Source organism: Pseudomonas sp. UBA4617 (assembly GCF_002386445.1).
GTDB lineage: Bacteria > Pseudomonadota > Gammaproteobacteria > Pseudomonadales > Pseudomonadaceae > Aquipseudomonas.
Window position 1 is genome coordinate 1 of record NZ_DGIR01000048.1, and the last position, 13,539, is coordinate 13,539.

At 60.6% G+C, this 13,539-nt stretch carries 9 protein-coding genes; 6 read left to right on the top strand and 3 right to left on the bottom strand.

Features of this window, described 5'->3' with window-relative positions; all coding sequences use genetic code 11:
- Nucleotides 1-927, bottom strand: a 927-nt coding sequence (locus B4L76_RS21000) for a retention module-containing protein (RefSeq protein WP_296235058.1), incomplete at its 3' end; no start/stop codon positions are given.
- Nucleotides 928-1,931: 1,004 nt separating this feature from the next.
- On the opposite strand from B4L76_RS21000, the gene B4L76_RS21005 reads away from it, so the two are divergent.
- Nucleotides 1,932-4,088: a type I secretion system permease/ATPase gene (locus B4L76_RS21005; protein ID WP_296235059.1), complete on the top strand. Its 2,157-nt coding sequence runs from the start codon at nucleotides 1,932-1,934 to the stop codon at nucleotides 4,086-4,088.
- A 7-nt stretch (nucleotides 4,089-4,095) separates the two neighbouring features.
- Nucleotides 4,096-5,454, top strand: coding sequence for an HlyD family type I secretion periplasmic adaptor subunit (locus B4L76_RS21010; protein ID WP_296235066.1), 1,359 nt, complete (start codon nucleotides 4,096-4,098; stop codon nucleotides 5,452-5,454).
- A 168-nt stretch (nucleotides 5,455-5,622) separates the two neighbouring features.
- Here B4L76_RS21010 and lapD read toward each other — a convergent pair whose 3' ends face one another.
- Together lapD and lapG are read right to left on the bottom strand one after the other, a co-directional pair.
- A complete protein-coding gene (lapD, locus tag B4L76_RS21015) occupies nucleotides 5,623-7,569 on the bottom strand; it encodes a cyclic di-GMP receptor LapD (protein ID WP_296235060.1) in 1,947 nt (648 codons plus the stop codon).
- Between the two features lie 10 nt (nucleotides 7,570-7,579).
- Nucleotides 7,580-8,341, bottom strand: a complete 762-nt coding sequence (lapG, locus tag B4L76_RS21020; protein WP_296235061.1) for a cysteine protease LapG — start codon at nucleotides 8,339-8,341, stop codon at nucleotides 7,580-7,582.
- Nucleotides 8,342-8,543: 202 nt separating this feature from the next.
- Here lapG and B4L76_RS21025 point away from each other — a divergent pair, with 202 nt between their 5' ends.
- The 4 genes from B4L76_RS21025 to B4L76_RS21040 all read left to right on the top strand — a co-directional run bounded on the left by B4L76_RS21025 (nucleotide 8,544) and on the right by B4L76_RS21040 (nucleotide 13,414).
- Complete coding sequence (locus B4L76_RS21025; RefSeq protein WP_296235062.1) at nucleotides 8,544-9,233, top strand: GntR family transcriptional regulator; 690 nt, start codon at nucleotides 8,544-8,546, stop codon at nucleotides 9,231-9,233.
- Nucleotides 9,234-9,341: 108 nt separating this feature from the next.
- The gene (locus B4L76_RS21030) at nucleotides 9,342-9,851 is read left to right on the top strand and encodes a sigma-70 family RNA polymerase sigma factor (RefSeq protein ID WP_296235063.1); all 510 of its coding nucleotides are present in this window, start codon (nucleotides 9,342-9,344) and stop codon (nucleotides 9,849-9,851) included.
- The gene (locus B4L76_RS21035) at nucleotides 9,848-10,804 is read left to right on the top strand and encodes a FecR domain-containing protein (protein WP_296235064.1); all 957 of its coding nucleotides are present in this window, start codon (nucleotides 9,848-9,850) and stop codon (nucleotides 10,802-10,804) included. Before B4L76_RS21030 ends, B4L76_RS21035 begins: the two co-directional genes overlap by 4 nt.
- A gap of 195 nt (nucleotides 10,805-10,999) precedes the next feature.
- Complete coding sequence (locus B4L76_RS21040; RefSeq protein ID WP_296235065.1) at nucleotides 11,000-13,414, top strand: TonB-dependent siderophore receptor; 2,415 nt, start codon at nucleotides 11,000-11,002, stop codon at nucleotides 13,412-13,414.
- Nucleotides 13,415-13,539: the final 125 nt, after the last annotated feature.

A 13,539-nucleotide genomic window follows, 5' to 3' on the forward strand; every position in this document is an offset into this window, starting at 1 on the left:
GGTCTGAGCCGGGTTGCTCAGGGTCACGGTGTAGGTGATCACGCCACCTTCGGTCACCGACGGTGTGGCCGTCAGGGTCGCGGTGGTGGTATCGATGGTATCGGTAATCTGGGTAACCGCTGGCGTCTGCGGCACGGTCACCGTCAGCCCGTTACCTCCGCTGGTACCCGTCACTGTCGCCGAAATCTGGCCACCGTCGATGTATGGGGTATCGCTCGCGGACACTACCACGTTGACGCTACCACTGGTCTGCCCAGCGGGAATGACGATCACGGCACCGTTGGACAGGGTGACAACCAGGTTGCTGGTCGGCGCCTGACCGACCGTGGCGGTATAAACGATAACGCCACCCGCTTCGCTGATTGAAGGGGTAGCGCCAAGAACCAGGCCAGTAGTGACGTTGGCTTCCGTGGTCGGGGTAGTCACGAGGGCATTGCTGGTTGTGTCCAGCGCGCCAACATCTTCATCACCAGGCACGGCGGCGAAGCCCAGCCCTTCCGTCTGGAAGCCGACGGTAGGGTCAACCCGGCCCGCGGTTTCCTCGAGCATGACGAAGCTGTGGCCACCGCCCAACGCGCCACCGCCCGCTGCCGATGGGCCAGCCGCAGTCGCTTCGAGCGCGGTAGTCGGGTCGAGACCGGCAGCGATCGCTTGTTGTAGCTCTTCCACCGAAGGGGCGGCCTGGGCAGTCGCCTGGCTAAGGTCAGCACTGCTGTCCGGCGCATCAGCGCTCCACTGGCTGTCGCGGCCCAGGTCGAGCAGACGGCCATCGGCCAGCTCCAGAGTTACCGCGCCACCCGGGCCGGTGAGAACTTCCTCACCCGCCAACAGACGGTCCCCTTCGATCAAGACACGCCGGATGCCCTCTGGGGATACCGCAATAACCTGGCCGACAATACTTTTGACGATGGCTACAACGCTGCTCATTGGACTCTCCGTGTGACCCGATGGGTACTTCCCTGCCAGAGCGGCATTCGCAAGCCACTTCAGGCGGAACTATGTCGATAATCTCTTGACGCTTTTATGCGTCAATATTTCGTCTATAACGTTTTTTGGGCGTACAACTGCCAAACTATTGACCTTATACATGCCATCCTAAACAATCGGCAATGTAATGTCACATTGATATTTGAACCTTAGCCAACCGTTTCTCGAGAACAACTGTCGCACATCATCGAAAGCGTGTTCGACGGCTGCTTCGGGTGCTATTTCATATGCTTGGATAGACACCGACATGGCGTTCAGCCCAACCGTTCATCGGGCAACTGTCTTGGAAGGGGGCGCCAATATTCTGCAAGACTTTTGCCCACCCGACCATGGTGGGAAGACAAGCATAAACCTTGCCGATTCCGGCCTTATACTCGCCGCAAGCCAAGCCGAATCAAGGTTGCAGGGGAATTCGCTCGGCATTCACCTGCGGCTCTGCGTAACCCGACGCGACGATTTGCGTCAGATCAAAGAGATAAAAAAGAACCGCAGAAATGCTGCGGGCTAAACATAGGAACGCATTGCGAATTGCCACAACCAGGCCTGATGAAAGGCAGCGGGTTCAGTACATGAATTTTGACTAACTAGCTGTCGAAAACCGTCAACATGCCAGCGCCTGTTTAATGGCAACGATAAAGGAGGAATCCGGTTGCATCGCTGACGCCAACTGTATGGCAGGCTATGCTGGAAATCAGCCCTCGCTTTACGTTGACTGTTCCAAGAATGAAACAACTCCGATGAGGCATCGTCGCGCAGGAATGAAGGGCGTAGAAGTGTTTACTCAATATCGATTCAAGGCGACCATTGGCCGGTTGCCCGGCCGACAGATGCTGCAGCCCTCGAGAAAGCTGCCTGGCAGCAGCATTTGAAACGCCAAGGTGAGCCAGCCGACCTCAACGGCCGATCACCCTTCCCACCCACCACAAGGATGAAGAGAGCGCCGCGTGGAATCCGAAGTCAGTCGAGTCCAACTCAACCACGATCCACGCAGTCAGCATGACGATCCGCTGCTGGATAGTCTGCTGAGCCTGTGTGTCCTGCACCAAAAGCCCGCCAGCCGGGTCATGCTCACCACCGGCCTGCCGCTGCCAGCCCAGCGCCTGAGCCCCGAGCTGCTGCCTCGAGCTGCCGCCAGAGCCGGGCTGCAGGGGCGCCTGTTGCAGCGCAAGCTGGAGCAGATCCCGAGCATCGCCATGCCGGCCATGCTGCTGCTCAAGGAAGGCCGCAGTGCCGTCCTGCTGGGCTGGGAAAACGAAGACACTGCACGTCTGCTGCTCAGCGAGAGCGATGGTGGCGAGGTGCATGTCAGCCGCGAAGCCTTGCAGAGCGATTACAGTGGCCGGGTGTTCTTCGCCCAGCCGCAGCACAAGTTCGACGTCAACCACGGTAACCTCATCCCGCGAGCGAAATCGTGGTTCCGTGACACCTTGCTGCGGAGCAAGTGGCTATACATCGATGCCATCGCCGCCAGCCTGGTGATCAACCTGATTGCCCTGGCGGCCCCCTTGTTCGTGATGAACGTGTATGACCGGGTAGTGCCCAACCAGGCCACTTCGACCCTTTGGGTACTGGCCATCGGTATCGCCGGCGCCTACATCTTCGACCTTATCCTCAAGGGACTGCGTGGCTTGTGCCTGGACCTGGCGGGCAAGAAGACTGACCTGATCATCTCGGCAACGCTGTTCGAACGTATCGTCGGCATGTCGATGAAGTACCGCCCGGCCAGGGTCGGCAGCTTTGCCCAGAACATCCACGAGTTCCAAGGCCTGCGCGACTTTCTCGCCTCGCTGACCCTTACCAGCCTGATCGACCTGCCGTTCACCATCCTCATTCTGGTCGTCATCGCCATCATTGGCGGGCACCTGGTATGGATCCCGATTATCGCCTTTCCACTGGCCTTGGGTATCGGTTATGCCCTGCAGCGGCCCCTCATGGCGACCATGGAGCGGACCATGGCTCTGGCCTCGGAGCGCCAGTCCAGCCTGATCGAGACGCTGGCCGGCCTGGATGCGGTCAAGGTCAACAACGCCGAAAGTGAACGCCAGTACCTGTGGGAGCAGACCTTGGGCACCCTCAGCCGCCTGGAATTGCGGGTGAAATTACTGTCGAGCCTGGCGATGAACATCACCCTGCTGATCCAGCAACTGGCAGGGGTGGCGATGATCTGCGTCGGCGTTTACCTGATCATCGACGGCAACCTCAGCATGGGCGGCCTGGTGGCCTGCTACATGCTCAGCGGCCGTGCCCTCGGCCCGCTGGGCCAGCTCAACGGCTTGCTCGCCCGCTACCAGCAGGCCAAGGTGACCATGGTCTCCACCGACCACATGATGGAGCTGCCACAGGAGCGCAACTTCGAAGAGCGCCCGCTGAGCCGCAAGGTGCTGCAGGGCAGCGTCGAGTTCCGCGGCGTCGACTTCACCTACCCGAACCAGCAGAACCAGGCCCTGAAGAACATCAACCTGACCATCCGCCCCGGCGAGAAGGTGGGCATCATTGGCCGCAGCGGCTCGGGCAAAAGCTCGCTGGCCAAGCTCATTGTCGGTCTCTACGAGGCCGATGGCGGGTCGCTGCTGGTCGATGGCGTGGACATTCGTCAGATCGACGTCAGCGAACTGCGCCACAACATCGGCTACGTGCCGCAGGACATCCAGTTGCTGGCGGGCACCTTGCGCGACAACCTGGTCAGCGGCGCCCGTTACATCGAGGACGAGTTGATCCTGCAAGCCGCCGAGCTGGCGGGCGTGCATGAATTCGCCCGGCTCCACCCGGACGGTTACGAACTGCAGGTAGGTGAACGTGGACAGAACCTGTCCGGTGGCCAGCGGCAGAACGTCGCCCTTGCCCGTGCCCTGCTGCTCAACCCGCAGATCCTTCTGCTGGACGAGCCGACCAGCGCCATGGACAACACCGGTGAAGAACGCCTCAAGCAACGCCTGCAAGCAGTGGTGGAAGGCAAGACCGTGCTGTTGGTCACGCACCGTGCCTCGCTGCTGTCGCTGGTAGACCGACTGATCGTGATCGATCGCGGGCAGATTGTTGCCGACGGCCCTAAGGCCGCGGTCATGGATGCGTTGAAGAAGGGGCAGATCAGTGTTGCATAAGCTGGATATGGGGCAATTCAAGGATGGCCTGCGCCGCTATTTCAAAGGCTCCGACTCACTGGGTGGCCAGCCGCTGCCCGAGGTCAACAAGGCCCTGATCGAGGATGCACCGCGGGTCGTGCGGCTGACCATCTGGGGCGTGATACTGTTCTTCGTGTTCCTTATCGTATGGGCCAGCGTCGCCCCCATCGATGAAGTCACGCGGGGCGAAGGCAAGGCCATTCCGTCATCCAAGGTACAGAAGATCCAGAACCTGGAAGGCGGCATTGTCGCCGAGATTTTCGCCAAGGAAGGGCAGATCGTCGAAGTGGGCCAGCCGTTGTTGCGCCTTGATGAGACGCGCTTCGCCTCCAACGTTGGTGAAACCGAGGCCGACCGCCTGTCCATGGCCCTGCGGGTTGAGCGCCTGAGTGCCGAAGTTGAGGACCGCCCGCTGAAGATCGACGAGGCGCTGCGCAAGGCCGCACCAAGCCAGGCCGCCAGTGAAGAGTCGCTGTACCAGAGCCGGCGCCAGCAACTGCAGGATGAGATCGGCGGCCTGCAACAACAGCTGGTACAGCGCCAGCAGGAGCTGCGTGAATACAGCTCCAAACGCGCCCAGTACGCCAACAGCCTGGAGCTGCTGCGCAAGGAAATCAGCATGTCCGAGCCGTTGGTGGCTACCGGTGCGATCTCCCAGGTCGAAGTGCTGCGCTTGCGTCGTGCCGAAGTGGAGAACCGTGGCCAGCTGGATTCCACCGCGTTGGCCATCCCGCGGGCGGAAGCGGCGATCCGCGAGGTGCAAAGCAAGATCGAAGAAACCCGCGGCAAATTCCGCAGCGAAGCGCTGACCCAGCTGAACGAAGCGCGTACCGAGCTGAACAAGGCCACTGCGACCAGCAAGGCCCTGGATGACCGGGTCAACCGCACCCTGGTCACGTCGCCAGTGCGCGGCATCGTCAAACAGCTGCTGGTCAACACTATTGGCGGGGTCATCCAGCCTGGCAGCGACATACTTGAGGTAGTGCCACTGGACGATACGCTGGTCATCGAGGCGAAAATCCTGCCCAAGGACATCGCCTTCCTGCACCCGGGCCAGGAGGCGACGGTCAAGTTCACGGCCTATGACTACACCATCTACGGCGGGCTCAAAGCCAAACTCGAGCAGATCGGCGCCGATACCATCACCGATGAAGACAAGAAGACCACCTACTACCTGATCAAGCTGCGTACTGATCGCAGCCACCTGGGAACTGACGAGAAACCGTTGCTGATCATTCCGGGAATGGTGGCCACAGTGGACATCATGACCGGCAAGAAGACCATCATGAGCTACCTGCTCAAGCCGATCATGAAGGCGCGTTCAGAAGCACTGCGCGAGCGTTGATAGCCATTTCTGCCAAGTTCGCCGTAGCGGCGGCCTTGTGTCGCGAAAGGGCTGCGCAGCAGCCCCAGCGATTCATGCATCGCTGCTGAGTTGCGGGCCGCTGTGCGGCCCTTTCTCGACACAAGGCCGCTCAGGTACGCATTGTTGCTCGGCGATACCTGTAAACTGTCAGCGCCAGGGCGCAGGTTCGCCGACCAACTGCCCCTGAATACCGCCCACGCCCATTTCGCGCAACACCAGCCGCTCCCCTTCCGTCTCGACCCGCTCGGCAATCAGCGGCAGGTCAATGCTGTGTGCCGCGCGCTGGATCGCCTCGATGAACAGCCGCTTGTGCTGCTCGTGGTCGATGTTACGGATATAACTGCCGTCGATCTTCAGGTACGCCAAGCCCAGATGTGCCAGGTTGCCGATCATGCTGAAGCGCCCGCCAAAGCGTTGCAGCGCCAGACCGAAGCCAAGCGCGTGCAGGCGGCGGGTCAGCTGTTCCAGGGCTGACTGCTCGGGCAGTTGCTCTTCGCCGATCTCGAAAATCAGCCGCGGCCCCAGCACCGTATGCTGGCTCAGCAATTCGAAGACACGCTGCAAGGCCCTGGTGTCGGCCAAGGTCGCTGCAGACAGGTTCAGCGCCAGCACTTGGTCATGCCCGCGCAGGTGTGCGAGCACCTTCTCCAGCACCAGCACATCCAGTCGTGGCATCCAGCCGAAGCGTTCCAGCCAGGGCAGGAAACGGCCTGCCGGCAGCGCCTCGCCCTGGCCATCCTGCAAGCGTGAGATCACCTTGTGGTGCAGCACCCGTTGCCCAGTGCCGCAATCCACCACAGGCTGGAAGAACAGCTCGAAACGCCCGCCGATGAACGCCTGGTCGAGCCGCTCGTGCCAGGCATGCTGGCTGTCGGCCGCGACGGCTGCCACACCCTGTTCGAGGCAGACCCAGCCCGGCGTCGGCTGGTTTTCGGCGCGGGCCAAGGCCTCGTCGGCAAGCTTCAGCAGCGCCTGCGGTGAGTCACCAGGGCTGTAGGGTGCCAGGCCGATGCAGGCGACCGGGTCTATATCACTGGCGCCGGTCTCATGCAGGCTGTGCAGAGTCGCCTCCAGGGCTTGGGCAAGATGCACCGCCTCTTCATGCACCATGCCTGGCGCGAGCACAGCAAACTCGCCACCCCGGCTGCGTGAAATCAGGTCGTTGGTTTCCGGGTAACTGGCACAGGTGCGGCGCAACTGCTCGCCTACGGCCTGCAGCAACTGGTCGGTACGCTGACCACCAAGGCGGGCGTTCAACCCTGCCAGCCCCTGTACCCGCAACAACAGCAGGTAGCCGGCGCGCGCTTCTTCCAGGTTGCTTACACGGGTGTTCAGCTGCATCTCGAAATAACGCCGGTTGGACAACCCGGTCAGGCTGTCCTGATAGGACTCGGCACGCAGCCGCTCACTGCGCTCGGCCTGTTCGGTAAACAGGGCCTTGAGCTTTTCGACCATCTGGTTCATCGCCTGCACCACGCGGCGCAGTTCGGGCGTACGCGGTAACTCCGGCAGGCTGAGGAATTCGCGGCGGGCAATAGCGTGGGACTGCTCGACCATGTAGTCCAGAGGGCGCAATTGGCGGCGCAGCAACAAGGCGCCGAGCACCGCACTGGCCGCGCCACACAGCAGCAACCAGCCCAGGCTACCCAAGGCACTTTGCCAGAGCTTGGCAATGGCGAACATCGGGTGGCTGATAACTTCGACACGCGCGGCCTGCTGCCAGCCGCGGCTGACGATGGCATCACCACCGGCGGCTTCCAGGCCGATCAGGCGTATAAACCAGCGTGGCACACCGCCAGGGTCCGGTTCGGCATGGCGTTCCACCAGTACCGCATTGGAGCCCAGGTCGATGACTTTGATGCTCGAATAATAACCGCTGTCGAAGATTGAACTGACCATCAGTTCGACCATCGCCGGGTCGTCGATATTCGGCGTCAGCGACAGTGCCAGCGCTGTTGCCGCATCCTGGGCGTGCGAGCGCAACTGGTTGACGTACTGGTTGCGCGAACTTTCCAGGCTGACCATGAAACTGCCACTGAAGGCAACCACCAGGAACAGGCAAATGGCCAACAGCAATTGTTTGAACAGTGACATCTGTGCTCCTTCAGTAAACCGGTTCGGCCGGGAACCCTTCGGCCTGCATTTTCTTCAACAGATCCTGCCAGCGTGACAGCCGCTTGGTATCGCCGACCTTCTTGTTGCCTGCGGCCCCGGTCAACCAAAGCCCCTCGCCATTGAAAGCGTAAACCGGCAGCAGGTCGGTGCGCTGGCTGGCCGGCTTGATGGCGTCCATCAGGCTATCGAGCACCAATGGCTGCGCTTGTGGGCTTGAATAATAGGTCAGGACCATATGCGCCCGGTTCTGCCGCAGCGCCTTGACGTAAGTGATACGCAGTTTCTCGCTGGGGACGCCCATGCGCCTCAGGCTGAAATACTTGGCGATGGCATAGTCCTCGCAGTCCCCTGCGCCCTTGATCAGCGCCTGGACCGGTGTAGCCCAGTAATCGACCTCGTGCCACAGGTCGATGTCCTCGACATAACGCAGTTGCTGGTTGAAGAAGCGGTTGACCACCTGCAGCCGCTCGAGCTCTGTACCCTGCTTCTGGGTAGCCATCAGGTTCTGCCAGGCATCGATGCGGCCCTGCCCGCTCCCCAACGGGCCATACAGGGCCTGCGACTTGCGGCTGATCTGGGAAAAGTCCCAATCCGCGTGCAGGCCGCCCAGCAGCAGACTGCCCAGCAGCGCAGCAAGGCCGATACGTTGCACAACGGTTTTGAGCATCCAGGATATCGCCACTGCGAAGCCCTGTTCAGGCCTGTCGAAAGCAGCGATGGTGCGGCTTGCAGCGGCAAAAGACAATGGCACCCTGCAATCATGCACCCGCTTGTCAGACCACCTACACTTTATGGTTATAACCTTCTATGGGGCGCTTCCTTTGGCCGGCAACTTCATCCACCATAGCCGCGCTCTTGCGGCAGCCGTTCCACTGAAGGTGCGGGTTTGACACCTCCGCGAGCTTTACTAGTGTCATTGGATCCAAGTTAGTCATCGTTGAGGCAGACGTCGCGTGGCCCAGAAAATCAAATTGAGCAATGTGCTGGCCAGCGAGCAGCTGTTGCCTCACCAGGCCCGTGCCGTCATCGAAGAACGCCTGCGCAGCGCCATTCTTGATGGCCGTCTGCCCGCAGGGACTGCCGTTCGACAACAAGAGCTCGCGACCTTGTTCGGCGTCAGCCGCATGCCGGTGCGCGAGGCCTTGCGCCAGCTCGAGGCCCAATCACTGCTGAAAGTCGAGATGCACAAGGGCGCAGTGGTTGCGCCGTTGATCGGGGAGGACGCGGTGGATACCTACGCCCTGCGCGTCCTGCTTGAGAGCGAGGCGCTGCGGCAGTCCATCCCGTTACTCGATGCCAGCGACATCGCCAGCGCCCGTGGGTATATCCAGCAACTGGAGAACGAAACCCGGCATGCGGAAATCGGCCGTCTCAATCGCCTGTTCCACATGTCGTTGTACAACAAGGCGCCTAACAAGAAACTGCTGCGCCTGATCGAAGACGAATTGAACGAAGAAGAACGTTTCCTGCGGTTTCATCTTTCGACCATGGGCTTGGGCAAGCTAACCCAGGACGATCACAACGCGCTGGTGAATGCCGCCAGCGCCAAGCTGGTAGATGAAGCGATAGCGGTACTGGAAAGTCACCTCAATACCGCAGCGCGGGTTATCCGCAAGTACCTGGACACCCAGTTGAGACGTTAACCGGGCGATGATTGCAGGCAAGGGTGGCAATGGGTTGCAAATTGCTTCGCCCCCGCCAACAATGAGACTAATTATCATTCATGTCCATTGATGGCAGTGTTCTCGCCCATGCCTAGCAACGATTCCTTGCAAACGCTGTACAGTGACCACCACAGCTGGTTGCATGCCTGGCTGCGCAGCACGCTGGGCAATGCCGCCGATGCCGCGGACCTGGCCCAGGACACGTTCATGCGCCTGCTACAGCGGCGCGAGCACCTGCAACTGAACGCGCCACGGGCCTTCCTGCGCACAGTCGCGCGTGGACTGGTGATCGATCACTGGCGACGCGAGGAATTGCACAGGGCCTATCTCGAGGCGCTGGCTCATATGCCGGAAGCACAAGCCCCCTCGGCCGAAACCCGGGAGCTGCTGCTGGAGTTGCTGGAGCGCATCGCGCGCATGCTCGACGGCCTCAAACCCAAGGTACGCCGTGCATTCCTGCTGGCCCAATGCGAGGGGCTCAAGCACCAGGCCATTGCCGACCAGATGGGAATCTCGGTGCGTACCGTGGAGCGCTACATCGCCGATGCGCTCTACCATTGCTACCTGTTGCGCTACACAGACGAGTGCGACCAATGACCGCCGCACGACCTGATGCAACGTTGGTCAAGCAGGCTATCCAGTGGATGCTGAAACTGCGCGAGAACGGGCATGACTCCGCACTGCAGCAACAGTGTGCGCAATGGCGCAGCGCCCGCCACGAAAACGAACTGGCTTGGCAACGGGTGACTCACCTGCAACAAGAACTGGACCTGCGCTCCCTCCCCGGAGCCGGGTTGGCCTTGCAGACCCTGGAGAGCAGCCAGCGCCGCCTGCATCGCCGGCAGGCCTTGAAGCTGCTTGGCGGAGTTGCCATGCTGGGTTCAGCGGCATGGCTGGCCAAGGACCTCGATACAACCAGCGCCTGGACATCGGACTATGCCACCGGCACCGGCGAACGGCGCGCCTTCCGGCTTTCCGATGGAACGCTGCTGCAACTGAATACCCGCAGCGCGGTAGACCGGGCTTCCACTGAGCGGCAGCACCTGCTCCACCTGAAGCAAGGGGAGTTGATGATTACCTGCAGCCCTCAGCGACAGGTTCTGGTACAAACTCGCGACGGGTTGCTGGAAGGGTTCGGTGGACGCTTCGTGGCACGCCAGGACAGCGATTGCACGTGGGTGAGTGTAAGCCATGGCAGGGTCGCGATACATCGGCCTGGCCAAGCCCCTGTGGAGTGGATCGAACGTGGCCAGAACTGGCGCCTGGATGCGCAAGGCGCCTACCGGCTCGACCAGGTGAACATGGATGCAATGGCCTGGACGGAAGGGCTGATCGTCACCCGGGACATTCGCCTGTCCGACTTTCTCACCCAGGTCAGCCGTTATCGCCACGGTTACCTGGGCTGCAGCGATGACATCGCCGACTTGCGCCTGTCAGGCGTATTCCGCCTTGAAGATCCGGAGCAACTGCTGCTGGTACTGCCCCGGACACTGCCTGTGCAGCTTCGCCAACTCACACGCTGGTGGGTGCATGTGGAGGGGTTGGCCTGACCTGGTAGCGGCTGCTGCCTTCGTGGCCGCGGCGCATCCCGACAGCTTTTTTGACGGGTTTTGGCTGCCAGTCCGGCTAGGACAGTAAGCGATCCTCCTGCCCTTACTCTTGATGGACCCATCATGCCTACCGCCTTTGCGAACACGCGCTCTATCAATGCGAATGATTTTCGACCTGTCTTAGACTCAACTCTATTGCGTAAAGCCGTCCGGGCTGCGCTGTTTGGCACCGCGTTAGGCCTGACAACAGTCATGCCGGTATCGGTGGCAGCTGAAACTGTCGAACTCAACCCACACTATGCAATCCCGGCTGGCCAGCTGGATGATGTGCTCAATCAGTTCGCCCGACAGGCCGGCATCACGCTCTCAGCTACGCCGCAGCTCACCCAGGGTTTGCAATCCAACGGCCTGCAGGGGCAATACCCTACCGACAAGGCACTGCGCCAGTTGCTCAATGGCAGCGGCCTGGAAGCGGTCACACAGGATGGGCGCAGCTATGTACTGCAAGCACAGCCCCAGGGCGCCGCACTGTCGTTGCCAGACACCGATGTCCGGGGTTTCACCCTAGGCAATGCACTAGGCAGCATGGATGGTTACAACGCTACCCATAGCCAGGTAGCGACCAAGACCAGCATGCCGTTGGTAGAGACATCTCAATCAGTCTCGGTGGTTACCCGTCAGCAGATAGACGACCAAGGCTCACAGACGGTTGCCCAGGCCATGCGCTATACGCCCGGCGTACTGACCAACCCCTACGGTGCCACTCACCGCTACGACTATGTGGCCATGCGTGGCTTCAATGACGGCTCGGTTGACAACATCTATGTCGATGGGCTCAAGTCGATGGGGGACAACGGTACCTACAGCACCATGCAGGTGGACCCATACTTACTGGAGCGAATAGACATCCTGAAGGGACCTTCTTCGGTACTGTATGGCCGTAGTTCCCCAGGAGGTCTGGTGGCACTGACCACTAAAAAGCCGCTGTTTACCCGTTATCGCCAGGTTCAGGCAACGGTCGGTACCCAAGGCCACCGCGGCATGGGTTTCGACTTCAGTGGCCCTGTGGATGACCACAAGCGCATTGCGTATCGCCTGACTGGCCTTGCGGATGCTTCCGACACGCAGTTCGACCACAACAAGGAAGAACGCTACGCCATCGCGCCGGCAATCAGCATGGATTTCAGCGAGGACACCTCGCTTACCTTGCAGGCCTACCTGCAACACGACCCCAACGGCGGGTACCACGGCGGCAACCCTGCAGACGGCATGCTGCACAAGCGCAACGGCTTGCGCCTGTCGGACCATTTCTTCGAGGGCGAGCCAGGTATCGACAACTATGAGCGCACCCAGCAGTCGTTCAGCTACCAGTTCGAGCATCGCTTCAACGACGTGTTCACGGCGCGGCAGAATTTCCGCTACCAGGATTCGGACGTGTCGATGGACCAGGTGTACTCCGCCGGTTGGGCGGATGCCGACAGCAATATCCTCAACCGTGCCTACACCGGCGGCGACGAGCGCCTGCATTCGTACATCATCGACAATATGCTGCAGGCGGAATTCTTTACAGGGGCCGCCAAACATACTTTGCTGCTGGGCGCCGACTATCAACGACGCAAGGCCGATGTGGCCTGGCGTTATGGCACAGTCGACCCGCTGGATGCCAGCAACCCGCAGTACGACAAGGGGAACCTGCAGGTGCTGGGCGAAAACCGCTACCAGCGCCGTTTGCAACAAACGGGTGTGTACTTGCAGGACCTGGTGGAACTGGACCAGTGGCGCTTCTCCTTGGGGTTGCGCCAGGACTGGGTGAAGGTGTCCGAGGAAAATCGCGATAGCAACACCAAGGTCAGTGACCAACGCTCCAGGTTCAGTACCCGCGCTGGGCTGCTCTACCTGTTCGAAAACGGCATTGCGCCTTATGTCAGCTATTCGGAGTCATTCAACCCCAATACCGTTTCCGACCAGGACGGTCGCCCGCTGGCACCGACCGAGGGCACCCAATGGGAAGCCGGCCTCAAGTATCAGCCACCTGGGAGCGACAATCTGTTTACCGCATCGTTGTTCCGCATCGAGCAGGAGAACCTGGCGTCCAAGCAGCCTGATGAAGACTTCTATCGCCCTGTAGGCCAAGTACGCTCGCAAGGGCTGGAATTGGAGGCCCATGTGCAGCTGACCGACAGCCTGAAGTTGCTGGGCGGCTATACCTTCACCGATATCGAGTACACCAAATCCATGCCCAGCCTGGTGTCGGGCAACCTGGACAACAAGGGCCAGTCGCCAACCCAGGCGCCGAAACAAATGCTCTCCCTTTGGGCCGACTACAACTTCCGGCAGGGGCCTCTGGATGGCCTGAGATTGGGCGGTGGGGTGCGATACGTGGGGTACAGCTGGGCCGATGCGGAAAACAGCATGAAAGTGCCTGCCTACACCCTATTTGACGCATCGATCGGCTATGACCTGGGTAAGCTCGGCCTTCAGGGTGTGGATGTTCGCCTGAACGCCAACAACCTGACCAATGAGAGCTACATCACTTCGTGTGCCAGTTTGGACTACTGTTACATGGGTGAAGAACGCAATGTAAGTGCCACCGTCAGCTACCAGTTCTGACCTCGCGGTAGCTGCAGGCTCCTGTACCGCTATCGCCCTAGCTTGAGAGTTATGCCGGGAAAAGACAAAGCCCCTGTCTGCAGCGCAGACAGGGGCTTTGGGTTTGAATCTTGACGATGACCTAC

Excerpts from the sequence above, each read along its gene's own strand:
- B4L76_RS21010 (WP_296235066.1), top strand. The coding sequence starts at position 4,096 with ATGGGGCAATTCAAGGATGGCCTGCGCCGCTATTTCAAAGGCTCCGAC.
- lapD (WP_296235060.1), bottom strand. The coding sequence starts at position 7,569 with ATGTCACTGTTCAAACAATTGCTGTTGGCCATTTGCCTGTTCCTGGTG.
- B4L76_RS21030 (WP_296235063.1), top strand. The coding sequence starts at position 9,342 with ATGCCTAGCAACGATTCCTTGCAAACGCTGTACAGTGACCACCACAGC.
- B4L76_RS21035 (WP_296235064.1), top strand. The coding sequence starts at position 9,848 with ATGACCGCCGCACGACCTGATGCAACGTTGGTCAAGCAGGCTATCCAG.